Annotated in this window: 24 protein-coding genes; 13 read left to right on the top strand and 11 right to left on the bottom strand. The window is 43.5% G+C overall.

The annotated features are described in order from the left end of the window. Positions 1 to 171 precede the first annotated feature (171 nt). From L2W36_RS11080 to L2W36_RS11065, 4 genes are all read left to right on the top strand, one after another. Positions 172 to 954 carry an SDR family NAD(P)-dependent oxidoreductase gene (locus L2W36_RS11080; protein WP_006069283.1) on the top strand — a complete coding sequence of 261 codons (783 nt, stop codon included), beginning with the start codon at positions 172 to 174 and terminating at the stop codon, positions 952 to 954. A 34-nt stretch (positions 955 to 988) separates the two neighbouring features. After that, the gene (locus L2W36_RS11075; RefSeq protein ID WP_006069284.1) at positions 989 to 1984 is read left to right on the top strand and encodes an AraC family transcriptional regulator; all 996 of its coding nucleotides are present in this window, start codon (positions 989 to 991) and stop codon (positions 1982 to 1984) included. Between the two features lie 112 nt (positions 1985 to 2096). Next, on the top strand, positions 2097 to 2474 hold the full coding sequence (locus tag L2W36_RS11070; protein WP_124941756.1) for a VOC family protein: 378 nt from the start codon (positions 2097 to 2099) through the stop codon (positions 2472 to 2474). A gap of 286 nt (positions 2475 to 2760) precedes the next feature. After that, on the top strand, positions 2761 to 3552 hold the full coding sequence (locus L2W36_RS11065) for a nucleotidyltransferase domain-containing protein (protein WP_236110045.1): 792 nt from the start codon (positions 2761 to 2763) through the stop codon (positions 3550 to 3552). A gap of 78 nt (positions 3553 to 3630) precedes the next feature. Here L2W36_RS11065 and L2W36_RS11060 read toward each other — a convergent pair whose 3' ends face one another. From L2W36_RS11060 to L2W36_RS11050, 3 genes are all read right to left on the bottom strand, one after another. Further along, complete coding sequence (locus L2W36_RS11060) at positions 3631 to 4287, bottom strand: HAD family hydrolase (protein ID WP_236110044.1); 657 nt, start codon at positions 4285 to 4287, stop codon at positions 3631 to 3633. A 110-nt stretch (positions 4288 to 4397) separates the two neighbouring features. Continuing rightward, on the bottom strand, positions 4398 to 5072 hold the full coding sequence (locus L2W36_RS11055; RefSeq protein WP_236110043.1) for a hypothetical protein: 675 nt from the start codon (positions 5070 to 5072) through the stop codon (positions 4398 to 4400). A 30-nt stretch (positions 5073 to 5102) separates the two neighbouring features. Continuing rightward, complete coding sequence (locus L2W36_RS11050) at positions 5103 to 5567, bottom strand: c-type cytochrome (protein ID WP_031495595.1); 465 nt, start codon at positions 5565 to 5567, stop codon at positions 5103 to 5105. A 119-nt stretch (positions 5568 to 5686) separates the two neighbouring features. Between L2W36_RS11050 and L2W36_RS11045 the strand changes: the two genes are divergently transcribed. The 3 genes from L2W36_RS11045 (at position 5687) to L2W36_RS11035 (ending at position 7254) form a co-directional block, all read left to right on the top strand. Next, entirely contained in the window at positions 5687 to 6325 is a 639-nt protein-coding gene (locus tag L2W36_RS11045; RefSeq protein ID WP_236110042.1) for a cytochrome b/b6 domain-containing protein, read from the top strand. 2 nt (positions 6326 to 6327) lie between these two features. Beyond that, the gene (locus L2W36_RS11040; protein WP_236110041.1) at positions 6328 to 6756 is read left to right on the top strand and encodes a MarR family winged helix-turn-helix transcriptional regulator; all 429 of its coding nucleotides are present in this window, start codon (positions 6328 to 6330) and stop codon (positions 6754 to 6756) included. Positions 6757 to 6963: 207 nt separating this feature from the next. Further along, positions 6964 to 7254: a putative quinol monooxygenase gene (locus L2W36_RS11035; RefSeq protein WP_006069292.1), complete on the top strand. Its 291-nt coding sequence runs from the start codon at positions 6964 to 6966 to the stop codon at positions 7252 to 7254. 270 nt (positions 7255 to 7524) lie between these two features. Here L2W36_RS11035 and L2W36_RS11030 read toward each other — a convergent pair whose 3' ends face one another. Both L2W36_RS11030 and L2W36_RS11025 read right to left on the bottom strand, forming a co-directional pair. Continuing rightward, positions 7525 to 7695, bottom strand: coding sequence for a hypothetical protein (locus L2W36_RS11030; RefSeq protein WP_236110040.1), 171 nt, complete (start codon positions 7693 to 7695; stop codon positions 7525 to 7527). A gap of 203 nt (positions 7696 to 7898) precedes the next feature. Continuing rightward, the gene (locus L2W36_RS11025; RefSeq protein WP_236110039.1) at positions 7899 to 8327 is read right to left on the bottom strand and encodes a VOC family protein; all 429 of its coding nucleotides are present in this window, start codon (positions 8325 to 8327) and stop codon (positions 7899 to 7901) included. A 218-nt stretch (positions 8328 to 8545) separates the two neighbouring features. On the opposite strand from L2W36_RS11025, the gene L2W36_RS11020 reads away from it, so the two are divergent. Both L2W36_RS11020 and L2W36_RS11015 read left to right on the top strand, forming a co-directional pair. Further along, positions 8546 to 9085: a porin family protein gene (locus L2W36_RS11020; protein WP_006069295.1), complete on the top strand. Its 540-nt coding sequence runs from the start codon at positions 8546 to 8548 to the stop codon at positions 9083 to 9085. A 98-nt stretch (positions 9086 to 9183) separates the two neighbouring features. Next, positions 9184 to 10188 carry a LysR family transcriptional regulator gene (locus L2W36_RS11015; protein ID WP_236110038.1) on the top strand — a complete coding sequence of 335 codons (1005 nt, stop codon included), beginning with the start codon at positions 9184 to 9186 and terminating at the stop codon, positions 10186 to 10188. Here L2W36_RS11015 and L2W36_RS11010 read toward each other — a convergent pair. Continuing rightward, positions 10163 to 10762, bottom strand: coding sequence for a TetR/AcrR family transcriptional regulator (locus tag L2W36_RS11010; RefSeq protein ID WP_206379148.1), 600 nt, complete (start codon positions 10760 to 10762; stop codon positions 10163 to 10165). The two genes, L2W36_RS11015 and L2W36_RS11010, sit on opposite strands and share 26 nt — an antisense overlap. A gap of 109 nt (positions 10763 to 10871) precedes the next feature. Between L2W36_RS11010 and L2W36_RS11005 the strand changes: the two genes are divergently transcribed. Continuing rightward, positions 10872 to 11954, top strand: coding sequence for an efflux RND transporter periplasmic adaptor subunit (locus L2W36_RS11005; protein WP_420883078.1), 1083 nt, complete (start codon positions 10872 to 10874; stop codon positions 11952 to 11954). 8 nt (positions 11955 to 11962) lie between these two features. Beyond that, positions 11963 to 15058, top strand: a complete 3096-nt coding sequence (locus L2W36_RS11000; protein ID WP_236110037.1) for an efflux RND transporter permease subunit — start codon at positions 11963 to 11965, stop codon at positions 15056 to 15058. Positions 15059 to 15137: 79 nt separating this feature from the next. Here the strand turns inward: L2W36_RS11000 and norW are convergent, their stop codons facing one another. The 4 genes from norW to L2W36_RS10980 all read right to left on the bottom strand — a co-directional run bounded on the left by norW (position 15138) and on the right by L2W36_RS10980 (position 18532). Continuing rightward, positions 15138 to 16280: an NADH:flavorubredoxin reductase NorW gene (gene norW, locus L2W36_RS10995; protein WP_124941747.1), complete on the bottom strand. Its 1143-nt coding sequence runs from the start codon at positions 16278 to 16280 to the stop codon at positions 15138 to 15140. Further along, the gene (norV, locus tag L2W36_RS10990; protein ID WP_236110036.1) at positions 16277 to 17734 is read right to left on the bottom strand and encodes an anaerobic nitric oxide reductase flavorubredoxin; all 1458 of its coding nucleotides are present in this window, start codon (positions 17732 to 17734) and stop codon (positions 16277 to 16279) included. The genes norW and norV overlap by 4 nt, the downstream gene beginning before the upstream one ends. A 283-nt stretch (positions 17735 to 18017) precedes the next feature. Continuing rightward, positions 18018 to 18356 carry a DUF1971 domain-containing protein gene (locus L2W36_RS10985; RefSeq protein WP_006069303.1) on the bottom strand — a complete coding sequence of 113 codons (339 nt, stop codon included), beginning with the start codon at positions 18354 to 18356 and terminating at the stop codon, positions 18018 to 18020. Between the two features lie 29 nt (positions 18357 to 18385). Beyond that, complete coding sequence (locus L2W36_RS10980) at positions 18386 to 18532, bottom strand: hypothetical protein (protein ID WP_236110035.1); 147 nt, start codon at positions 18530 to 18532, stop codon at positions 18386 to 18388. A gap of 250 nt (positions 18533 to 18782) precedes the next feature. Here L2W36_RS10980 and norR point away from each other — a divergent pair, with 250 nt between their 5' ends. Both norR and L2W36_RS10970 read left to right on the top strand, forming a co-directional pair. After that, on the top strand, positions 18783 to 20336 hold the full coding sequence (norR, locus tag L2W36_RS10975; protein WP_062458542.1) for a nitric oxide reductase transcriptional regulator NorR: 1554 nt from the start codon (positions 18783 to 18785) through the stop codon (positions 20334 to 20336). Positions 20337 to 20547: 211 nt separating this feature from the next. Further along, positions 20548 to 22032, top strand: a complete 1485-nt coding sequence (locus tag L2W36_RS10970; RefSeq protein WP_198558637.1) for a peptide MFS transporter — start codon at positions 20548 to 20550, stop codon at positions 22030 to 22032. Position 22033: 1 nt separating this feature from the next. Here the strand turns inward: L2W36_RS10970 and L2W36_RS10965 are convergent, their stop codons facing one another. After that, on the bottom strand, positions 22034 to 24073 hold the full coding sequence (locus L2W36_RS10965) for a sensor domain-containing protein (RefSeq protein ID WP_236110134.1): 2040 nt from the start codon (positions 24071 to 24073) through the stop codon (positions 22034 to 22036). Between the last annotated feature and the right edge of the window lie 60 nt (positions 24074 to 24133).

Below are 24133 nucleotides of genomic sequence, written 5' to 3'. Positions count from 1 at the left end.
TTCTATCTATAAACTGTTAAATGTGCGCAAACCTTGTGTGCATTTAACTTTGGCATGATCGGAATTCACAATGGCGTGATCTGATATGAGGTGGCACCATTTGTAGACCTATAATCTCTCCATCAAACAATGACACTTTCATCGTTAACCTAACACTGGGAGAGATTCATCATGGCGAACACAGCACTTATTACTGGCGCATCAAGTGGCATCGGACTTGAACTGGCCAAAGTCCACGCGCAAAAAGGTGGTGACTTAGTTTTAGTCGCTCGTTCTCAAGCGAAACTCGAAGCATTGAAAGCTGAGCTTGAAAGCCAATTTGGCATTAACGTTACCGTTCTACCCGCCGACTTAGCCAAGCTTGACTCTGCGCACTCGTTGTTTGCACAAACGGAAGCGGCTGGGATCCAAATCGATATACTGATTAATAATGCAGGCTTCGGTGGTCATGGTCATTTTCATGAACGTACTCTTGAAGATGAGCAAGCAATGATGCAAGTAAACATGGTTACCTTGACTAACCTCACCCACCTTTATTTAAAAGGCATGGTAGAACGGAACAAGGGTAAGATACTTAATGTTTCGTCCACAGCCTCTTTCATACCCGGTCCTTTGCAAGCCGTTTACTACGCAACAAAAGCATACGTGACCTCTTTTAGCCAAGCGGTCGCTGAAGAAGTAAAGGAACACAACATCTCCGTGACAGCCTTATGTCCAGGTGCAGTCGCGACAGGGTTTGTTGAAGCAGGAAATCTCGAAGGTGTGGATGTTTGGAAGAACGCGAAAACGCCGCGTTCCGTTGCTGAGTGTGGCTATCAAGCAATGGAAAATGGCGAACTGATTGCATTCAATGAGCCAGGTTTGAAGTTCATGTTGAATTGGATTGTTCCTTTCCTTCCCCGTAAGATGGTACTGAAAATTTCGCGCAAAGCGATGGAGAAAAACCGCAAATAACATCACATTACCTCACCTAAATAGAAGTATTGAAATGAAGAGAGCCAATAAGTTCGTTATTCCACCAAACTGGAAACTGATGTTCAGCGACCTAGATCTAAACATAGAGGAAGTACTTGCTTACGCGAAACTGCCCAAAGGGCTATTCGCACAAGAAAAAGTACAGCTTTCCCCGTCTCAATACTTCCAATTGTGGCATGGTGTTGATCTCGCAGCACACGGGAGAGATATGCCGTTAGAATTTGCCAAAGTGATGAGCCTGGAGTTCTTCGATGTCCCTATCTATGCCGCCATATGCACACCTAACCTTAATGCAGCAGCAAAACGTCTTCAGGAATACAAACCCCTTATTGGCCCAATGGCATTGGATATTGATACCAATGATGAATATACGGAGTTACTCATTAGCTGCTACGGATTTGAAGCGCCATTACCACTTTGCCTGAATCTCTCGGAGCTTATTTTCTTCACTCAACTAACGCGTCTAGCAACGCGCCAGAATATTGCACCACTGCGCGTTGAGCTCCCTGCACTTCCAGACAACCTGGATCAGTACGAAAGCTATTTTGGTTGCCCTATTACCCTAGGCAACAACACCAGTATCCGTTTCAGCTCTAAAGATGCAAATACGCCATTTTTGACCCGTAATCAGTTAATGTTAAAGTGCTTTGATAGTGAATTGCAAAAACAGCTCAGCGAAACCGTTGGCAAACAAAACGTTGTCGATCACGTGAAGAAAGTCCTGCTCGATGCACTACCTCAGGGGCAAAGCAGTATCGATTATGTTGCTCGTGAACTGGCCATGAGCAAACGAACATTGCAGCGCAAACTGTCCCATGAAAATCTGACTTTTCAAGAGTTACTTCAAGAGGTTCGGCAAAGCTTGGCGAAAGATTACCTCATTAAATCCGAGCTCCCAGTGAGTGAGATTTCTTTTTTATTAGGCTTCCAAGAATGTAACTCATTTATTCGGGCTTACACCTCTTGGAATGGGCTTTCTCCGGCTCAACAACGTGAGCAGTTAATATAACTACAAACCATCACGTGGCTTGATACGCAAACTGCAACATAACTTTGTCGATCTATTTTCAATCGATATTTGCTATAAGGTTTAATGGAAATAGCGGTAAAGGAGATTTATTTTGTATAGCCACGTATTTTTAGGCGCCAACGATATCCCAGCTTCCAAGGCGTTTTATGACTCAACTATGTCCGTTTTAGGATACGGTGAAGGGGTACTAGACGCAAAAGGGCGCTGTATGTATTTCAGTCCAACGGGGGTACTAGGTCTTACGACGCCAATTGATGGTCAACTAGCATCTCACGGCAATGGCATGACTATCGGATTTCTTGCAACCTCGCCAGAACAGGTTGACATATGGCATGAGGTCGGAGTTAGAAATGGTGGGATCGCCTGTGAAGATCCACCTGGAATCAGAGATACCGGTGAACGTAAACTCTATATGGCATACCTAAGAGATCCGGCTGGAAACAAGATTTCGGCGACCTGCTTCTTATAGTTTGAGCATTGAGTTTGATTTAAAGGTCTTCTAAAGGAATGAAGTTTGTCATTCCTTTTTCACATCATAGCTAGCATAGCTTTTACAAAGTGCCTGTCGTTGATCAACACTTTGACCAACCCTTTTGCGAACCTCTGTGTCAGATAGTTCTATATTAGTCGGCACTTGAAACTAACAAGCATCCTAATAAAGCTTGATAGTAAGTCATATGTTGATATCCTGTAATGCTGCATAAATTTTACCGCACCAGCAGTTGCACTCACCAACCTATCTTAGAAGGTAAAATATGAAGTTTCCGAAATCACTTCCTTCCGCTCATCGTGCACAACTTGAACAAATCGTCAGTGTACTCTCTCAGGATCCTCGATTTTGCGGCATTGGTTGTAGTGGCTCTTACGCGTCTGACACTATGGACCAATATAGCGACTTAGACTTTGTTATTGCTATCGAACCTAAATACTATCAAGAAGTTATGGCACAACGCTTCGATATACTAAGTCAATTTGACGATATGCTAGCAGCCTTTACCGGTGAACATGTGGGTGAACCCAGACTCATTGTGTCTGTATTCGGTGAATTGGAACTTGTTCACGTCGACTTCAAGTTTGTTTCACTACCTGATGCTGCAGTACGAGTCGATGATACTCAAGTTCTTTGGGAAAAAGACAGCATGTTGAGCGATGTGTTTGCCACTGCCAAACCAAGCTACCCTCAACCTGACCCACAATGGGTCGAGGATCGCATCTGGATTTGGACGCATTATGCTGCAACGAAAATAGCTCGAGGTGAATATTTTGAAACGTTAGAGTTTCTCTCTTTTCTGCGTTTTCATGCTCTGTCCCCCCTTGCCCTCAAGCAAGCGGGTTTAACGCCATCTGGCGTACGTACCATAGAAAAAAGGCTACCAGAGTTTGCTAAGAAACTAGAAAAAACTGTAGCGTTACCAGAAAAGGAATCGTTGAAGTCTGCACTTGAACATTGCGTATTAATCTACCTAGAGCTGAGAGCAAACGAATCTATCGAAGTCAATGATAGAGCAAAATTAGCCTGTGTTGATTATCTAAAGAACATAAAGTGATGACAAATATAGAAAAGTAAGAGTTTCCGTGAGTTGCCTCTTAGCAACTCACATTTTTACATCTATTGGCTCGTTTTCTCATACCACGGCATGACTATCAACCATTGTTATTACATCCTGCACCGACTCCACGACACAATCCGCAATTGAAAACGCAGGGTTATTTTCAAAAGGCATAGCAATGGTGGTTAGCTGCGCCGCAACAGCGGCTTTCACACCTGTTAGGCTGTCTTCTAATGCGAATGCCTGCTCCACTGGAACATCTAATCGCTGACAAACTTCCAAATAGACATCGGGAGCTGGTTTACCATTTGGTACGTCTTCTGCGCTTAACATCAAGTCAAAGCTGTCTTGTATACCTAGTTTTTCAGTCACCGCATGAATAATTGGATAAGCAGAAGAGCTGGCTAGAGCGAGGCGAAAGCCTCTTTGTTTTAAGTCTGAAATCAGTGTCGGAATACCCTCTATCGCCTCGCCTTCCTGTTCGACAAGTGCAACTACTTTTTGCATTATCTCTGATTCCAACACCTTAGCATCCACACTCAAGTTAAACATTTGAATCCATGTAGCAGCGATATCGTCAAGTCGTTTTCCCATAGTGTTTTCAATGCAGTCGTCAATCGTGGCGCTCGCTCCGTAATTAGCTAACACTTCAATCTGCGCCTTTCGCCAAAAAGGTTCTGACTCAATAAGTACGCCATCCATATCAAACACAAAAAGTGACTTTGTCGTCATGTCTTATCCTACTTCAATCTGAATAAACTCTATGGATAGTATAAGGTTATGCAGGCCAGTGGAATAGAAAGGTAGGCCGCAACCGAAACTTGATTGCAGCACTTTGTGTTTTACAATTTACTCATATCTAGCTTGTGACCCAGAGGCTCGACTTGCACGTCGGCGTAGCCCATTGTCACCGCCTCAAATTGCTTACTCATTTCCAAAGCATGTGCGGCATCTTTGGCAAGCACCGCCACCAAATAAGTGGGCCTGACAACACCATTCTCTAAATTCTGAGTATTGATGTACGACGAGGTTACCGTGCCAACTTGATTAAGTGCTATCACTCGCTGTAAATCAATGCCCAATACTCGGTCAATTTCCAAAGGCTCTACACCAGACTTCCAAATGAAGGTGAGGCCAAAATTATTCGCTTTCGGTGTGTTGTCTAACCACTTTGATCCTAACAACTGAATGTGGTTTATTCTGACCAAATCTTGTTGGTACAAAGGTAAACTTGCTAGCTGGTCACGCACCGATTGCTCGCTTTCAGCTTCCATAACGAATTTTAGTAGCTGTGTTTTCTGTCCGCCTACTTGGCTATTTTCGACAAACATGTCTTTGATTTTTCCGTTATCCACCAGCTTCTTAAATGATGCTCGCTGTTCCGGCATCGTCTTAAGTACTTGTGCGATATCATCAGTGTTCCACTTCAACTCTACGCCATAATCGTACGCATAAGCAGAGCTAGCCCCTGCAAGAAGTGCACCGATAACAAATAGATTTTTGATTATTTTTCTCATGACTTTACCTTCTAATTCAAATGATACTTCTTACCAACGTGAGCGATAGCTGCGGTGACAACTTTTACACGTAGATTCCGCAGCCTTTAGCCCCTTCTCGACTTCTGCAATAGATTGATTTTGCGCACCAAGCGCCACCTGCTGATAGCCTTGTTGCATCTGTTGCATTAATCGATTGAATTTTTCTGGCTTACTCCACACGCTTTCTTTCGCTTTACTTCCTTCTTGAGTCCCTAAAACAAAGGCACCGTTTAACGCATCACTGTTAGCTACAAGTTGCTCGCTCGCTTCTAACAAAGTCTGCCAGTCGGTATCACTACCATCGAGCGTTTTTTTAACGGCCTTAGTTTGTGACTCGAGGGCTGTAAAGGCTTTTTGCCGAGCGTCTATGATGTCTAATGTTGCTGAGTCCGGAGCGGAATACGCTAGAGATGAAATACCTGTCGATAGTGCGAGCAAGAATACTAATTTGGTCGTCGAATGATGAGTGAACATATTTCCTCCACCTGTTTTGTATATCGTTGTTGATGCATTTAATTTACACAACAATTATTGCACACGCAACAATTGTTGTGTAAATTAATATCAACTATTTAAGACTAGAGGATCAAATTATGCAAAAGGTTAAAGTTTGGGATCTTGCGACTCGACTCTACCACTGGATTCAAGCCCTTGTTTTTGCGGGACTAGTATTCACTGGCTTTAGTAATCAAGGGCCCCATATCCAATTGGGGCTAGTTTTATTTACATTACTACTTTGGCGCGTGATATGGGGTTTTATTGGTAGTGAAAGTAGCCGATTCCGTTCTTTTCTTAAGCATCCAAAAGTAATTGTCCGATATACATTCGGTAAGGCAATCTCATATGTAGGGCATAACCCGCTAGGTGCAGTCATGGTTGTTGCAATGATCGGTACATTACTCATTCAGTGTGTTACCGGCATGCTTTTAGCTGGAATGTTTGATGGTTTGGAGAGTATCGGCATTTTTATTCCCGAGCCTCTTTATGACATTACAGACACCACTCACGCATTATTCGCTGACATGTTACCAATCATGGTCGCGCTGCACGTTGGAGCTATTGTTATCTACAAACTACGTGGCAAAAGTCTGCTTATGTCTATGTTCACAGGGCAACAGATACTCAACGCAGATGCACTATCTCCTTCTTTATCGAGCAACTTTAAAGCGTTGTTAGTGCTAATCATCTCAATATTAGTTACGATGACAATAGTTGCTTTTTCAATGGTGTAAAAATGAAGACAGAATTCGAACGCCAAACCAGCTTTGGTTGGCTACTAAATGTTGTGGCAAATCATGCATCAAAAGAGTTTGATAAGAGATTGCGAGAAAAGGGACTGACGCTAGCGTTATGGCCAACTCTAATGTGTTTGTGGGAAAAGGAGGGCGTCACTCAACGAGAGATTGCGCAAATGTCCAAGGTAGAGAGCTCAACAACGACTAGAACACTCGACAAATTAGAAGCTCTAGAATTGGTCGAGCGACGTGTCGACCCAGAAAGTCGTCGCTCCTTCAGGATCTTTTTGACAGACAAAGGGAAAGCCCTTAAGGAAGAAGTCATTCACCTACCGGTCGAAGTCAATCAAGCGTTGCTAGCCGAGCTTGAAGATGAAGAACAAAGAACTTTGATTACAACATTGCAGAAGTTGGTAGAGCGTATATGAGTCCATCTGCGCCGCTCACATCGCTTTAACTGAATTGTTTGAATACTTGTGAGTGCCGAAGCGGTTCGACTCCAGAAACACGTCGATTATCAATAATGGTTTGATAATCTTTCAAATCTCTCATTATTTTTGTTTTATTTAAGCCAAGATAAGATGTTGTTATCCAGTTATCACCAACCAAAAGATCCATTCTAACGAGGAAATACCATGGCAAAGCTGACTATCGTCGCTAACATCATTGCAAAACCTGATCAGATTGAACTTGTGAAAGCAGAGCTTCTTAAACTCATTGATATCACACGTAAAGAACAAGGTTGTATCAACTACGACTTACACCAAGATAATGAAAACCCTGCGCACTTTGTATTTTACGAAAACTGGGAGTCGCGCGAGCTGTTAATGGCACACTTAGCCGCACCACATATTGCTCAATACAAAGCCGCAACCGACGGCGCCGTTGAGAGTTTTACGCTTAACGAAATGACTCAAGTTGGCTAATTGCCACCAAACTATTGGTCAAATAGTAGCGCCCTAATGACAAAAATCGCCCAAATTTGTAAGGCAAGGTATTCTAGTTTTATCCATAAATCCATAGTGTTATCGCAGTCCATTGTATGAACTTTTACGGTAACAAGGTATGTGAGGATTGACAGTGAAGAATTCTCAGAACAATGAATACAGCGTGAAGGTTATTAATAGTGCTGTTAGATGCCGGTCATTAGGGTAACCACTAAAGTACGCCCAAACGATGGTTTGGGCGTACGTTTACTACTGTTTTTCAAAAGTTCCGGTGCTTTTGATCATCACATCTAGGAAGCCTGAAGCGTTGCTTTTATCAGAACCGGAGTTTTTCATCTGGTTGTGAGCACCTTTCAATCTCGCCATCAATTCTTGACGCTGTTTTTCTACATCACTAGTGATTTCTTTTTTATCAGTCATAACAGGTTCTCTTGTGTAGCATTGATAAGAACACGTTAGTTCAAGTTTTAAACTTCAACAAATGACAGCTATTCGTAGATCTAAACCTTCATCACTCCACCTATGAACAATTAGAATCAAAAAGTGGAAATTTCATTTATATCAATACATTAGCTAAGCCACCATCGAATCCCCGACATATTGATAATACTCATAGGACATTATCAAATACTATAGTCATTTCGTTCCGAACTGTTGTTTGAGGAATATTCGACAAACTCAAACTGCATATTATGATCCTCCACGTAATAAGCACTACGACGATGGGGATGCTCTCCTCCCCAATGATCCAATTCATAACCTGCGATTGTTAGCCGTTCAACTGTTTCGTCAAGGTCATCTACGACGATTCCTATGTGTTTTACGCCTGTCCAATGGTTGTTCCAATCTGCTATTCGACCATCACCTCCCGATTGGACTGCGATGTAAGAGCGATCATCTCCAACATGAAACCACTCCACTTCCTTGCCATACCATTCTTCCATTTTTCCTTGACCTCTAATCCGCCAGTCTGGTAATGCTGCTAATAAAAACTCTATCGTTTTCCTAGGGTTAACTAGCGTAATGTTGGCATGCTCGATATATCCATTCATCGTATTATTCCTTCTGTTAGTGATTGGATCTTAGCGTAATTCCTCAAGTTAACTTGAGGTCAAGGACTATTTAACAGTGAGGTCATAAGCAGGAGTTATCAGACTATTAATAACTGATGATTAGTGTCTTTTTAACCAATCATTACACTAGCCCTCATCGAAACAGAGCACGGAATGCAAACCACAAGCAGGATTGCTTTTACAATTAAGGGTTAGTAATGAAAAAGTTAGTTCTTGCCACCGCTATCGCAGCAATCTCAACTGGCGCATTTGCAAATACAGATTTTAGTGGTCATCGTGTTGGTATAGGTGCTTCAAGCCTAGAATTTAGTGACTCACTGGGAAGCTGGAATTTAGGCACAGGCGTTAAAGTTGAATACGGTTATGATTTCAACCAAATCTTTGGTATCAACGTGTCTTATGCTTGGAACCAGGATGATGTTTACGTTCCATTCTACGATGAAACATTGGATTACAAAGCTCGTACCTTGAAAATTGATACTGATATTGGTTACGCCTTTGACCTTGGTCAAGGGTGGATTAAACCTTACGGTGTAGTTGGTCTTGCTTTCCTAGGTGATGAAATCAATACATCGAACTATGGCAAAATAACGGGCAATGACTCAAGTGTCTATCTCGGTGCTGGCGTGCGTGGCCAACTTGACATGGGCTTATACGCAGATCTTCGAGTCGATCTACCAATGTATGGTGATCTTGACGCAGACTACCTATCATTTACGGTTGGTTACAAATTCTAACCTAATAGATAACAGGCAGTTAAACCACCTATACCAAGCCAATGTGATTCCACGTTGGCTTTTGACGTATTTCTAACATTGCAAGTGCTAACATTCCCATGTCATCCATAAAACCGAGTAATACAGTGCCGAAAGACCGTTTTGCCAATCTCGATCTTAATCTTCTTCGAGTGTTCAAGGTGCTTTACGAAGAGAAAAACATGCGTAAAGCGGCGGAACGTTTGTACGTATCTCAACCAGCTGTCAGTCAATCACTACAAAGATTGCGTCATCAATTTGATGACCCATTATTCGTTAAAGTGAAATCAGGCTTATCTCCAACTCCATTTTCTGAGCAGCTATCGAGCTCGTTACTTCCTCTATTGTACGATATTGAAAATGTCGTCAATGATAGTGATGTCTTTGACCCGGCTCAGTTAGACCAAGACATTACCATTGCCCTCTCTTCGAGCTTTGTTTTCTCCATTTCTGGTGAATTGTATCGCTATTTTCGTGAACATGCTCCAGGCCTACGAATCCATATTGCATCGTGGAATGATCAAACGGTAACCGCTATCGAAAAGGGAGAAATACTACTAGGGATCAATGCTGAATTAACCGACAGCTACCCTTTCATGGAAAAGCGAACAATTGGTGAGATTAACGCTTGCTTACTCGTTAGAAAAGAGCACCCGATTACTAAGAAAAAGGTAACGGTTGAGTCTATGTCGAAGTATCCATTGGCACGACTAATCGTCAGTAACTACAGTAAATATACAAGCCCTACCGTTGAAATCTTCAAACGCCTGGGGTATCCACTAGAAGTGGGGTTTAGTTCCGAATACCCAGTTGCACTTATTGATGTTGTGCAGCAATCGGATATGTTTATGGGAACCACCAACTGCTTCCCGATACATAACTACCCAAATTTAGTCATGCTAAGTCCTGACCAAGTATTACCTGAAGCGCAGTATCCTGCATTGTCCTATTTTCACAGTCGCCACCAAAATAGTGCGCTAGTCAACTGGCTTAATGAGTCGATTGTTCATATATTTCAGCAACGTAAAACCGAAAATGCCAATCACCACTTATCGTCGGTTAGCAACCCGATAGAAATAGCGTAACGCACTCTTCTATATATTGTTTGCGCTGTGCTTCAGTTTGCACTCCACTCTCACCTAAAAACGCCCAGTAAGCGGCTTTTCCATGGAACATCAGTAGGAGTTGCATCGCTGCATTTTCTGAGTCGTTGGGAAGAGAAATCGTGCCTTTTTCATGATGACGTTGAAGATAATTGGCTAGAACATGAAGTGTCTTTTGGGGCCCAGATTGCAAATAGAGTGCGGATATTTGAGGGTGAGACTTCACCTGTCCTACTGCATTTCGAAACGTTTGCAGAACTTGCTCTTCAAGATGCATGTTCTGAAAGCGAACACCAAACTCCACCAAAGTAGGCTTGATCGGACTATCCAAACTTAACGCCGATTCATCAATCGCGCGCTGCTCACATCGGTATTGAATACAAGTTTCAAACAGCTGGTCTTTAGTTTTGAAATGAGAATAGACCGTTTGCTTTGAGACGTCAGCTAATTTAGCGATCTGATCCATGCTCACCTTGTAGCCATGTTCGCAAAACAACTCACCCGCCGCTTTTAATATCTGTAGTCTCTTCTGTTCACTTTTTTGGATCATGCTCACAATACCAGTAGCAACCTTTGGAATAACTAATTTTTAACACAATCAAACTAGACAGTCTAGTTTGATTGTGATTATTCTATGACCAATAGGTTAGGTTTATAGGATGTCTATGATGCAAACAAAGCAATTACTAACAAAAGCATCAGCACTAGCAATTCTGATTTTGCTACAAGGTTGTCAAAAATCAGAGCAACCAGAGGTAGAGGCGGTCGAGCCTTTAACTGTTTCCACCACTGAAATTACGTTAAGCCCTTCATACAAGGTTCAAAGGGAATACGTCGGTACAGTAAAAGCAGGTCAACAAGCTAATCTTGGCTTTGAGCTATCTGGCAAAGTGGATGCGTTATTTGTCGATGTGGGTGATGTCGTAGAAAAAGGCGAACCACTCATTAGACTCGATACGGATTTATTGGTCACCGAAGCTAACCAGTTAAGGGCACAAAATAATGAAGTGCGAGCCCAGCTAAAACTGGTTGAAGCCAATCTAAAACGTCAACAGTCTCTTAAGTCAAAAGGCTTCAGTGCGGAGGCCGAAATCGACGCCCTCACAAGCCAAGAAGGCGTATTGCAAGCCAATCTTGTGAGGCTACAAGCCGCGTGGAACGCAAATAAACTAAAACAAGAAAAGTCGACCATCCTTGCCCCTTATTCAGGCGTTATTGCCAAGAGACATGTCTCTCTTGGAGATGTTGTCAACGTCGGAACACCAACCTTAGTACTGCTCGCCAGTGCCGGTAAAGAAGCCTTTATCGGTATTCCAGCTCAACAGCTTGAACGCGTCACCCAACTGACTTCTCCTGATGTGCGAGTCTCTAATGCTCATTATGGCGTCACACTTCTTAACCCAGGAGCGATGGTAGACACCAAGTCACGCAGCGTGTCACTGCGCTATCAGTTTCCTGAAGATGCTCATGTTTTGGAGGGAGAACTGGCTTATTTGGCATTCGAACAAACAATTGACGAACCAGGTTACTGGGTTCCACTCACCGCACTTATTGATGGCTTGCGAGGAGTGTGGAATGTTTATGTTATAGGCGCCGATAGTAAAGTAGAACGTCGCAGTGTGAACGTCTTATACGCCGATAGCCAACGTGCCTTTATCAATGGTTCACTTGCCAATGGCGAGTCTATCATTGCCAGTGGCCTGCACCGCGTTGTTCCGGGGCAACCCGTACAAATAAGCTCTCAATAGGTGGTGATATGAAAGCAGTTCAAATCATTACCAATACTCGGTTACTCATTTTAATGACTGCTCTGTTGATCGTAAGTGGTCTCGCCGCATTTTCGTCATTACCAAGAGCAGAAGATCCCATTATCACGAACCGTTTTGCCAATGTAACGACAAGCTTTCCGGGCGCAAGTGCCGAGCGAGTCGAAACCTTAGTTACTGAGGTAGTGGAAAACAAACTTAGGGAGCTTAGTGAAGTCAAACTACTAAGTTCAACATCTAGGCCAGGCATCTCTATTGTCACAATAGAGCTGAAGGATGAGATTACAGAGCCAGAGCCAGTCTGGTCCAAAGCAAGAGATAAACTGTCCGACATCACCCCTGTTTTGCCAACCGGTTCAGTCGCCCCTGATTTAGACAGTGACCACACCTACGCCTTTACCATCATTTCCGCGCTAACTTGGGAAGGCCCTGGTGAAACCGATATTCTAACATTAGGTCGTTATGCTAAAGAGTTAGCTAAAAGACTCAGAACATTATCAGGCACTGAGTTTGTCGATGAATACGGCATGCCAAAAGAAGAGATTCAAGTTAACCTACGGACTGCTGACACCGCGGCGTTTGGCCGCTCAAGTATCAACATCGGTGATAGCCTAACAGGCGCAGACGCAAAAAACTCTGCTGGCCAGCTAGTCAACCATTTCGCACGCTTTGGGCTGGAAATTGAGTCAGAATTGGATTCGATAGAGCGAATTAAACAAGTGCCTTTGATCGTTGACGATAACGGTCATATTATTCGACTCGAAGATGTTGCCAACGTCACTCGCAGCGCTAAGACACCTGAAAGTGAAATGGCACTCATTGATGGTGAACCCGGTGTTATTGTTGCAGCTCGAATGGTGCCTGAGTTACGTGTTGATCAATGGACCGCTAGAGCAATGACGGTCATTGAACGTTTTCAGCAGGATTTACCCAGCAATATCAAGGTTAACATTCTTTTTGATCAACAAGGTTACACGACGACACGTTTGGTCGATCTAGGGCAAAGCTTGCTTATCGGTTTTAGTCTGATTCTGATTGTACTGTTTGTGACTTTAGGCGTAAGAGCAGCCGTGCTGGTCGCTATTGCGCTGCCCCTAACTTCAATGTTTACCCTGTCACTAATGAAAATGACGGGCATCCCTATTAACCAAATGTCGGTGACAGGACTTATCGTCGCATTGGGAATTATGGTGGATAACGCTGTGGTCATGGTGGACACCATCCAAAGCTATCGATTAAAAGGTCAGGCTCGCTTAGAGGCGACCATCAATGCACTGTCACATCTATGGGTGCCGTTGTTAGGTTCAACACTCACCACCATTCTCGCTTTTGCTCCAATTATTCTGATGCCCGGTGCTACCGGAGAATTTGTAGGCGCGATTGCGATCACGGTGTCCTTTTCTTTAGTGGGTTCTTATATCCTCTCACACACCGTCATTGCTGGGTTTGCGACTATGCTATTGCCTAGCCACGCGTCGGGAGACCATTGGTACAATACAGGGCTTCGCATTCCCGCTTTGACCCATGCTTTTGCTCGTTCAGTAAAACTGGCGATCAAACACCCTGCTATTTCTTTGCTGCTTGTCTTAGCCGTTCCCATTACTGGCTATTGGAGTATTTCTCAACTGACTGAACAGTTCTTTCCACCTTCGGATCGAGACATGTTTGAGGTACAAGTATTTTTACCTCCACAAGCCAGTATTTACGCGACTGAGGCGTCTACGGAGCTTGTGGACGACATCATTCGTTCCTATGAAGGTGTAGAGCGAGTCGATTGGTTAGTTGGCGCTAACTTCCCATCGTTCTACTACAATTTACAAGCCACGCAAAACAACGCGCCGTACTTCTCACAAGCCATGGTTAAAATGGATTCATTCCAAACCGCTAATAAAGTCATTCCAGAGCTTCAGGAGCGGTTAAACAGAGAAATCCCTTCCGCTCAAATTTTGGTGAGAAAACTAGAACAGGGTCCTCCGTTTAAAGCACCAATAGAGTTACGAGTCTATGGTGAGAATCTCGATACGCTCAAATCTATAGGAGAGGATGTCCGTCTCATTCTTGCCAATACGCCTCATGTCACACACACCAGAGAAACTCTACAACCTGGTACACCAAAAGTCTGGTTAAAAGTAGATGAAGATACAGCCAAGCTCAATGGTATTACGCTCAACCAGTTTGCCAACATGTTGCAAGCGACGTTAGTCGGGCGAGAAACCGGCTCGGTCACTGAAGGCAGCGAGTCTATTCCTATTCGTGTACGTGTTGCTAATGAAGAGCGTGAAAACCTATCGCACCTTGGCAACTTACGTCTGCCTATTTCTTCTGATACCTATACTACAGGTGTCAGCGTATCGACACTGGCCGACCTCGAACTCACCACCAGTCGTGGCGCTATTACCAGACGCAATGGCGAGCGCGTCAATACCATTGAGGGCTATATTCAAGCGGGAGTGCTACCACAAACGGTACTTAATGAGTTCCAACAACGTTTGTCCCAATATACCTTACCAGCGGGTTATCATATCGATTTTGGTGGTGAGTCCGCAGAGCGAGACCGCTCTGTAAGTCTGCTTATTTCGAATATTTCGGTTGTAGTGGTCTTGATGATTTTGGTCGTCGTCATGTCATTCAATTCGTTTAGGCTAAGTACGATTATCTTTATGGTGGCGGGATTAGCTGGAGGATTAGGGCTGCTCTCTGTGTGGGTCTTCAACTATCCATTTGGCTTTACCGTCATCATAGCGATGCTGGGCATCATGGGACTGGCTATCAACGCGGCTATCGTAATTTTGGCGGAATTGAGATTAGATGAGAAAGCATCGTCAGGCGACATCGATGCTTCCGTCGATGCAGTAATGGCGTGTACTCGCCATATTACCTCAACCACTATCACTACCGTTGGCGGATTTATGCCATTGATTATCGCAGGAGGAGGCTTCTGGCCACCATTCGCCGTGGCTATCGCAGGTGGTACCGTCCTCACGACATTGATCTCTTTTTACTTTGTCCCTGTTGTTTATCGAATGATGGTTAAACCTCGCAAGCAGAGAAGCCTTAAGCCAAAAACAAAACAACAGGCGCTTTAAGCAGTGCTGAAAGAAACAAAAAACACTCACCTCAAAGACTGGGGTGAGTGTTGTTTTCTCTTAACAGCGGTCGTGAGTATTAGACCAACTCCCTTAATAATTTAAACGACTCAGGTGCTCGGCCTCGTGTCGCGATAAAACCTATCATGTCATCGTTGTCATTAAATGCGGTAGCTAAAATACCATTAGTACTAGCGTCGTAGTTCCAGCGAGTAACCTGTTTATCATGGACAACGCCAGCAAACTGAATTGGGTAGTTTGGCGTTTTTACCTTAGTCAGCATAGTTGGTAATGTCAGCTTTGTGGCGTCTCCCGTCAACGTTTTAGCAAGAGCACTCGCACTCATCACGATAGGTTGTAAAAACGCCCTTACTTCTCCTTGAATTTCAGCACAGTCACCTAGGGCGAAGATATTGGCAGTGGAAGTACAGAGGTAATCGTCAACGATAATACCCTTGTTCACTTCCAGTCCCATGTTTTTAGCTAATACCGTGTTGGCCCGAAGACCAGCACACACGAGTATTTCATCGACCATCAACTCTTGACCTTGATTCAAAGTAACAAGTTTTGCTTCTGGACCTTCATCAATATGAGTCACAAACGCATCGGTGATAACCTTAATGCTTTCTTGTTGCAATGCCTGCTTGAGTTTCAATTCGATGTAGTCAGGTAATTGGTTCTGCATTAATCTTGTAGCAGGTTCAACTAAGAAAACCTGCTTTCCAACACTCGCAAGATCCAGTGCCACTTCCACGCCAATTAACCCACCACCCAGTACTAATACACGAGATGCGTTTCGCCAACGTGTTTGATTTTTCTCATAGTCAATTAACGAATTATGAGTAAGGAAATCTTGGGATGCAGAGCCTTTAAAGACAGGAATAAAGGGACTCGCTCCCGTCGCTAAAACCAGTTTTGCAAAGCCCAGCGTTTCACCCTCCACTTCAAGAGTCTGCAGCTGAGGGTCTACATGCTCGACCCAAGTGTTGGTATATAGCGCAATACCATACTCTTGTGCGAACGGTGCTGCCCGCTTAGTGATGACCTGTTCAGCGGTTTGCATTTTGGTGAATACATGACTTAAATCTGGCTTGTTATAGTCATGTCCATCATCACCCGTCACTACAGCCACTGAGACTGAGTTGTCGATACGCCGCAATGACTTAACCAATTGATAGGCAGCAAAACCGCTCCCTACAATGACAATGTCGAACTGTTTCATGCCACGCCCTCTTTAGTGTGAGGCGCAAATACGTCTTTCCCTAGGTTACATTCTGGACACAAAAAATAGTCAGGCACATCGTCCCAAGCCGTCCCTGGTTCAACACCTTGATTCGGTTCTCCTTGAATTGGGTCATATACCCAATTACACACCGTACAGATCATGCATTGGCAGTCGGAATCATGGGATAACTCGGACGTAGCTTTACCCTCATCGCTTGACGCCGTATTGAATTCAATAGGAGTGACATTGAGATCGCTCAACGCCCACTGCTTGGCGACCTTTTGCCCATAGGCTTTGCACTCTCTCATTGCTTTGCCATCGGGACGCCATTTAGTTTTAATACTCTCGGTTGTTTCAAAGCCTGCGTCTGTCAAGCGTGTATGAATACGGTCAACAGCACCACCGTTCCAACCATAGCTACCAAACGCAGCTGCTTTCTTTTCTTTGAACCTTAAACCTGTTATCTCTTCTAGCATGCCCGCAATTTTCGGCATCATCACATTATTCATGGTCGACGATCCTACGAGTACACCTTTCGAACGGAACACATTCGCCAGTATTTCATTCTTGTCTTGGCGCGAGACATTGAAGACTTTCACTGCGACGCCTGGATCCACATCGTGAATGCCTTGTGCGATGGCATCAGCCATCATTCGAGTGTTATTCGACATGGTGTCGTAGAAGATAGTGATGCGATCTTCTTGGTAGTTATCCGCCCATTGCAAATACTTCTCGATAATTTGAACAGGATTATCACGCCAGACGATACCGTGAGAGGTCGCAATCATCTCCACAGGAAGGTTAAAACTCAGCACTTCTTTGATTTTCGCCGTCACTAATGCGCTGAATGGCGTTAGGATATTTGAGTAGTAACGAAGGCACTGCTCAAACAGTTCCGCTTGGTCCACTTCATCATTGAATAGGCGTTCATCACAATAATGCTGACCAAACGCATCATTACTAAACAGCACCGCATCTCCGGTTAAATACGTCATCATACTGTCCGGCCAATGCAACATTGGCGCTTCGACAAAGACAAGTTGTTTGCCATTGCCAATATCAATAGTGTCTCCTGTCTTGACCGTTTTAAAATTCCACTCAGGATGATGATGGTGACCTACAATAGAGTCTATGGCGGCTTCTGTGCAGTAAATTGGCGTATTAGGGATTTTTTCCATCAACGCTGCAAGGGCACCGGAGTGATCTTCCTCTGCATGATTGATAACGATGAAGTCGATAGAATGCAAGTCGATCTCCATCTCTAAGTTTTGTAAAAACTGATAACTGAATCTATGGTCAACAGTGTCAATCAATACTGTCTTTTCTTCACGAATAAGGTAACTGTTGTAGCTCGTCCCTTTTGTCATTTTGTATTCTGTACCATGGAAGTCTTGAACTTCCCAATCGCGTTGTCCTACCCAATGAATATTGTTTTTTACGTGAATTGTCATGTTACTACCTTATACATAATCAACGTGGCATTTAATCTATCTCTTCTATTGCATTGAGCGTGCCAACCTCTCATATAAACATATCTCTTTGTATTTAAAGAATATTAATTCTACCTGGCATGTAAATATTATCTTTATGACAATGACTCATAGTAATCATTAAGACTAAAATTTGTTTATATGACAAAATACAAGATAGAAAAAAGGCTCCTGTATGAGGAGCCAAGATGGCCTGGAGGCCTAATTCATTGATTTTTCGATCATCGTGTTTAGTGCATGATGATTACGACTTAGCATGGAACATTTTTTGGCCTTGCTTATCACTCTCAGACCAGAAATTAATATTAAACTGAGCATCGTCACTTATTTCGATGCGATGCCAGTATTGTGGGGGGCTGGTAGCAAATTGTCCTGCATGAATGACAACTTTTGTTTCTGGCTCTACCGCATTTTCATCCGCAAACCCATAGTAGGTGACTGTACCTTCCATAACACATAACTGTCCAAACACACCCTTTGCAGTATTGTGATGGGTGAGTAACGCCTGTGGCACAGTGTCTGAGGTGAAAAATGGAGTAGAACGTTGAATGGTCCAATGTGAAGGAATTCTTAAATGGCTCATGGAAGTCTCCAATACTTTTATCAGTAAAATTAGAATGTTAGAAAACGTGATAGCAGTGTAGCTAGCCACGACGATGTTCGGTTTGAAACACCTCTTGGTGTGACTTCAAGGCTAGCAATTTGATACCACTCTGCATTCGCCTCTTGCAAAGGACTGTCTAAGTGTAATTGTGTCATAACGACCTCACCTCTACGCTTAAATAATAATGATTATCTTTACCAAGATTAAGCATATCGCGTGCCATGGAGACAGAAACAAGCACTATTTGTGCTAACTACCTGAATACATTTATGAATAAGGCTCATCAGATAACTAAACACTCATCTTTCATATCTTACTTTGTTTATTTGATAATTCTTAAACTTAGTCATTATGATAAATAATTTGTTATAGTGACAAAATTAGCACTGGTAATGGAGCTTCGTTATGAGCCAATTTCGTTCGGCATGGTTGCAGATTGCCCTAGACATCACATCCGGTATTTCAGAACAAGATCGCTTTGATCGTTTACTTTCCACTATTCGCCAAGTTCTTCAATGTGACGCAGCGGCACTACTCAAGTTTGATGGTAAGTCTTTTGTTCCCTTGGCTACTGATGGACTGAGCGCGGATGTATTAGGCCGCCGTTTTGAAATAGACAATCATCCTCGATTTGAAGCAATTGCGAGAGCAGGAGACATTGTTCGTTTCCCTGCAAACAGTGATCTCGCCGATCCCTATGATGGACTTATCCCAAACCATGAAGGCAATCTAGAAGTTCATTCTTGTGTCGGTCTCCCACTTTTACTACAAGATAATCTCATCGGGGCGATCACCATTGATGCTTTCAATCCAACTCAATTTGATACGACCGCAGACAAAGATCTAAGGATACTAAGTGCCTTAGCTGCCAACAGTCTTCATACCGCTTTGTTAGTAGAAAAGCTCGAGCGTTCTGGAGGAATTTCAGAGTCCTCCAGCTCTACTAAACTGGCCCGTCAGGATGCAGCAGATATTATTGGTCAGTCACGACCTATGGGTGCATTAAAACAAGAGATTTCAGCGGTTGCGGATACCGATCTGTCGGTACTGATTATTGGAGAAACAGGAACAGGTAAGGAGTTGGTAGCACAGTCCATCTATTCACAATCCTCTCGCAAGGACGAAGCTTTGGTTTATCTCAACTGTGCTGCACTGCCAGAGTCCGTCGCAGAAAGTGAGCTATTTGGGCACATCAAAGGCTCATTTACCGGCGCTATCAGCAATCGCAAGGGCAAGTTTGAATTGGCTAACAAGGGAACGTTGTTTTTGGATGAAATTGGTGAACTGTCTCTCGGATTGCAAGCGAAGCTATTACGAGCGTTGCAATACGGGGATATTCAAAGAGTCGGCGACGATCGAAATATCAAAGTAGATGTCAGAATCATTGCCGCTACTAACCGTGTCATGCACGAAGAAGTGAAAGCAGGCCGCTTTCGAGCAGACCTTTACCATCGACTCAGCGTTTTCCCTATCTTTGTCCCTCCACTGAAAGAGCGCGAGGGGGATATTGTTTTATTATCTGGTTTTTTCGCCGAGCGATGCCAACACAAGCTAAAGGTATCTAGCATCAGTCTGAGCGATGGGGCAATTTCCAAATTACAGGCGTACGACTGGCCAGGGAATGTGCGGGAACTTGAACATGCTATTAACCGAGGCGCTGTCATTGCTAAAGCACAAAGTACCTCGTCGCATGTTTCTATATTAGCGCAACACATCACACTAGATGTTCAATCAGAACAACACCAGCGTGAGAAGGAGCCGCACTTCTCTTCTTCTGGCCATACAATACGTACTTTGAGCACATCCGCCTCGCTCAAAGATGCTGTCGATGAGTTCCAAACTCAATATGTCCAAAAGGCCTTTTTGGATAATAATCAGAATCTAAGCGCTACGGCAAAACAATTAAGCGTTAACCCGGGAAATCTGCATCGTTTAATGAAGCGTCTTAATCTGAAATAGACTCAATTTATAGGCATCATCAAGGGCATCATCGTATGCCCTTTTCTTTTGCCTACAAGATATTCGATAACAATTTCTCACCCGAACGATTAGAAAATGTCGTGTGTAAAAGCCACACAATAGGAGTAGAAATCAACATGTAACAAATTTTGTCTGTTAACATTTATCTGGATATTTAAACCACTTCCTAATAAATACTAAGGATAAAATTATGTGGAATAAACTAAACAAATCCATGATGTTCTGCCAAATGATGTTTGGCCTTTCATTTTATGGGGTGATGGTCATTCTCACGAGGTTTTTTCTAGAAAATCTCGATTACAGTGAAGCGGACACTATGATGGTGGTGGGTGCGTTTTCATCAATCGGTCCTCTATTCGCTATCGCAGGTGGCTTTATTGCCGACAAATTCTTAGGCGCGTACCGCTCATTGACGATTGCTTATTTTGGATTTACCTGTGGTTACGTGTTGCTTGTCATTGGTGCATCTACTGTTAACATCCCTTTAAGTCTAGCTGGTATTGCTTTAGCGAGTTATGGACGTGGCTTAATGTCCCCTTCTTATCCTAGCCTTTACAAGCGTACGTTCAAAAGCCAAGAAGACTTTGAAAACGGATACCCAGTTAACTACTCAGTAAACAACATCGGTGCTTTACTAGGCCAATACCTATTCCCAATGTTCGTGCTCGTTATTGGTTTTTATGGCAGTTTCATGCTTTCTGGTATCTTGGCGTTCGCGGCGCTATTCACGTTGATGACGTTCCGTAAACAACTTCAGGGCGTCGGTGCAGATATCGACCAAGCATCTGTCTCTAACGCAAACTGGATTAAATTCGGTATTACTTCTATCGCCATGGTTGGAATGGTGTTCTTTATGTTCTCTAATATGGACATCGGCAAGAACATTGTTTACGCCATTGGTTTGGCGGCAATCGGCTATTTTATTTCTCTGATGTTCAAAGCAGAAAAAGCGGACGCGCTGCGTATGGGCACTATTTTAATCGTAACGGTTCTGACTACTGCATTCTTTGTCTACTATGGCCAAATGATGACATCGATGACCATGGTAACCATCAATACTATGCGTGGTGACCTGTTCGGTATCATTCCAATCGCACCAGAAGCATCAATGTCAATGAACCCATTATGGTGTATTGTTGCAGGCCCAGTGATAGCAGCAACCTTCTCAAGCTTAGAGAAGCGTAACATCCACTTCACTACAGCAACCAAAATTGGTTTCTCTTTCATTCTGACTGCCATTGCGTTTGGTATTCTGGCTCTAGCCGTGAAAAACATCGGCGAGAGTGTCATCATTCGACCTGAAATTTTCTTAGTTATCCACTTCTTCCAAGCCTTTGCAGAAGTGATTGTCGGTTCACTGGTTGTGGCATTTATTCTGTCTGTAGCACCGAAACATATTGAGAACTTCTCCGTGAGTTTATTCTCAGTGGCGATTGCACTATCTGGGATTGTGGGCGCAGTGTTCTCGACCTCTATCGCAGCGGAAAAAGGCCAAGAAATCACTCAAGAGTTTGTTAAGACAGTATATGGCGACTACTTCTCACTACTTACTATACTTGCGATAGTAATGGTAGCAGTAGCCTTCACTGCATCCATTGCTATTCGTAAGATGCTAGCAGCTGCTGATAAGCATCAGCCTCAAAACGAAGCCGAACTTACCGAAGCTGAAAGCTAAATCAAACAAAAAGCATAGCTAATTGGTCAGCGGTTACTGGTTTACTAAACACGTAGCCCTGACCATATTCACAACCATGAGAGCGCAAGTATTCAACTTGGTCCCCATTCTCAACACCTTCTGCCACGATTTTTAGAGAAAGCGTTTCCCCCATGACAATGATCGCCTGCACAATAGCGTTGCTGTCATTTTCATCAGGAACATCGCAAATAAACGAACGGTCGATCTTTAGTTTGCTGATCGGTAATCCTTTTAAATACGACAACGACGAATACCCGGTTCCAAAATCATCAAGCGAAATCTCAATCCCCAATTCTCTGATTTGGTTCAGAGTATCAACCGCAAGTTGATGATCAATAAGTAAAAAGCTTTCAGTGATTTCGATCTCCAATCGTTCAGCTGGAAAGTTGGTGTCTAACAGTTTTTGTTTGAGCTTGGTGACAAAGTTAGGATGTTGCAGCTGTAACCCAGAGACATTAACCGCAATTTTGCCGAACTCGATACCTTGGTCGAGCCAACGGCGTCCTTGTTCACATGCTTCACGAATTACCCAAGCACCAATTCGCTGTATTAGCCCCGTTTTCTCCGCAATAGGGATAAATTGAGCTGGTGCAATCACTCCTAATTCGGGATGATTCCAACGCAACAAAGCCTCTACGCCTATCAACGTGTTATTCGCTAGATCATATTGGGGCTGATAAACAAGAGACAATTGTTGCTTCTCGACTGCATCATGCAGCGCAGACTGCACACGTACATGAAGAACCGAACTGTAAGTTAAGTCTGGAGAATAAAACGCATAGCCATTGCGACCATTTTTCTTCGCTAAATACATGGCAGTGTCCGCGTTTTTGAGTAAGGTTTCGCTGTTTTGACCATCTTGCGGGTACAATGCCACACCAATGCTCCCAGACACTCGTAGCGATTCTTGCGAATCTAACTCAAAAGGACGATTAAACACACCAAGCGTTTCATCGATTGTGTCCAACAACTGCGCTTCACTGTCATAATCAGTCAGAATAATCACAAATTCATCGCCGCCAATACGTCCGATGCTTGCTCTATGGTGAAGAACATCCGTCAATCTATCTGCTACTTGCGACAATAATCTATCGCCATACAAGTGCCCCTTACTATCGTTAATGTGCTTGAAGTGGTCCAAATCTAAAAATAGTGTGGCAAATTGCTCGCTATGGCGCTGACCACCTTCAATGCTTTGCTCTAATATACTCGTTAGGTGAGAACGATTCGGTAGATTGGTTAGAGGGTCGAAGAATGCCATTTTGCGCAGTTTTTCTTCATGCGCTTTCTGCTTTGAGATGTCCTCAAATACACAGATGTAATGCAAAAGCGAATTGCCATTGTCATTGATGGTACTAATCGTCGCCATTTGAGGATAAATGCTGCCGTCTTTTTTGCGGTTAATAAACTCGCCTTTCCAAAGACCTGTTTCTGAGAGTTGTTGCCAGAGGTTTTGGTAGAATTTATCGTCATGGTGACCCGATTGTAGGAATCTAGGGTTTTTACCGATCACTTCAATAGCTTGATAGCCCGTGACTTCTGAGAAAGCGCTGTTTACATCCAAAATCTTGCCATTTTGGTCGGTAATCATCATACCTTCTTGAAAGTTATTGAATATTTCTGATGTGATCGACAGTCTGACTTCGACTTGTTTACGACGGGTGACGTTTCTCGTCATACCTATGACACCAATTAGCTCGCCATCTGGTTGCTGAATTGGTGACTTGATGGTTTCTAGCCAGACATCATGACCATATGCGTCACGGCTGGCGCACTCTTCCACCGTCTCTTGGGCACCAGAGTCTATGACTCTATCATCGGCTTTTTGGTAGTGCTCTGAGCGACTTTTCGAGAAGAGCTCAAAGTCAGTCTTACCAAAAATCTCCGAACGAGGAAGGTTCCATGCGGATTCTACGCTTTTGTTGACGGCGATGTACTTCCTATCCGAATCCTTCACCCACACATGATCGTCTAAAGCATCAATAAATTGTTGTAGGGATGGGATTTGTTTTGAAGACATGATGATATAACTCGAACCAAACGTGATGAAGTCGCCACCTAGATGACGTTTCAACACATC

Source organism: Vibrio sp. McD22-P3 (assembly GCF_021568915.1).
GTDB classification, from domain to species: Bacteria; Pseudomonadota; Gammaproteobacteria; order Enterobacterales; family Vibrionaceae; genus Vibrio; species Vibrio mediterranei.
The sequence above is the reverse complement of the archived record's forward strand: the minus strand, read 5'-3'. Positions and strand labels throughout refer to the sequence as shown.

Bases quoted from the DNA above. Each gene is read 5' to 3' on its own strand.
- L2W36_RS11075 (WP_006069284.1), top strand. From the start codon at position 989: ATGAAGAGAGCCAATAAGTTCGTTATTCCACCAAACTGGAAACTGATG.
- L2W36_RS11005 (WP_420883078.1), top strand. From the start codon at position 10,872: ATGATGCAAACAAAGCAATTACTAACAAAAGCATCAGCACTAGCAATT.
- L2W36_RS11015 (WP_236110038.1), top strand. From the start codon at position 9,184: ATGTCATCCATAAAACCGAGTAATACAGTGCCGAAAGACCGTTTTGCC.
- L2W36_RS11040 (WP_236110041.1), top strand. From the start codon at position 6,328: ATGAAGACAGAATTCGAACGCCAAACCAGCTTTGGTTGGCTACTAAAT.
- L2W36_RS11050 (WP_031495595.1), bottom strand. From the start codon at position 5,567: ATGTTCACTCATCATTCGACGACCAAATTAGTATTCTTGCTCGCACTA.
- L2W36_RS10980 (WP_236110035.1), bottom strand. From the start codon at position 18,532: ATGACACAATTACACTTAGACAGTCCTTTGCAAGAGGCGAATGCAGAG.
- L2W36_RS11080 (WP_006069283.1), top strand. From the start codon at position 172: ATGGCGAACACAGCACTTATTACTGGCGCATCAAGTGGCATCGGACTT.
- L2W36_RS11060 (WP_236110044.1), bottom strand. From the start codon at position 4,287: ATGACGACAAAGTCACTTTTTGTGTTTGATATGGATGGCGTACTTATT.
- L2W36_RS10965 (WP_236110134.1), bottom strand. From the start codon at position 24,073: ATGTCTTCAAAACAAATCCCATCCCTACAACAATTTATTGATGCTTTA.
- L2W36_RS10970 (WP_198558637.1), top strand. From the start codon at position 20,548: ATGTGGAATAAACTAAACAAATCCATGATGTTCTGCCAAATGATGTTT.
- L2W36_RS11000 (WP_236110037.1), top strand. From the start codon at position 11,963: ATGAAAGCAGTTCAAATCATTACCAATACTCGGTTACTCATTTTAATG.
- L2W36_RS11045 (WP_236110042.1), top strand. From the start codon at position 5,687: ATGCAAAAGGTTAAAGTTTGGGATCTTGCGACTCGACTCTACCACTGG.
- L2W36_RS11035 (WP_006069292.1), top strand. From the start codon at position 6,964: ATGGCAAAGCTGACTATCGTCGCTAACATCATTGCAAAACCTGATCAG.
- L2W36_RS11030 (WP_236110040.1), bottom strand. From the start codon at position 7,695: ATGACTGATAAAAAAGAAATCACTAGTGATGTAGAAAAACAGCGTCAA.
- L2W36_RS11065 (WP_236110045.1), top strand. From the start codon at position 2,761: ATGAAGTTTCCGAAATCACTTCCTTCCGCTCATCGTGCACAACTTGAA.
- L2W36_RS11055 (WP_236110043.1), bottom strand. From the start codon at position 5,072: ATGAGAAAAATAATCAAAAATCTATTTGTTATCGGTGCACTTCTTGCA.
- L2W36_RS11025 (WP_236110039.1), bottom strand. From the start codon at position 8,327: ATGAATGGATATATCGAGCATGCCAACATTACGCTAGTTAACCCTAGG.
- norR (WP_062458542.1), top strand. From the start codon at position 18,783: ATGAGCCAATTTCGTTCGGCATGGTTGCAGATTGCCCTAGACATCACA.
- L2W36_RS11020 (WP_006069295.1), top strand. From the start codon at position 8,546: ATGAAAAAGTTAGTTCTTGCCACCGCTATCGCAGCAATCTCAACTGGC.
- norW (WP_124941747.1), bottom strand. From the start codon at position 16,280: ATGAAACAGTTCGACATTGTCATTGTAGGGAGCGGTTTTGCTGCCTAT.
- L2W36_RS10985 (WP_006069303.1), bottom strand. From the start codon at position 18,356: ATGAGCCATTTAAGAATTCCTTCACATTGGACCATTCAACGTTCTACT.
- norV (WP_236110036.1), bottom strand. From the start codon at position 17,734: ATGACAATTCACGTAAAAAACAATATTCATTGGGTAGGACAACGCGAT.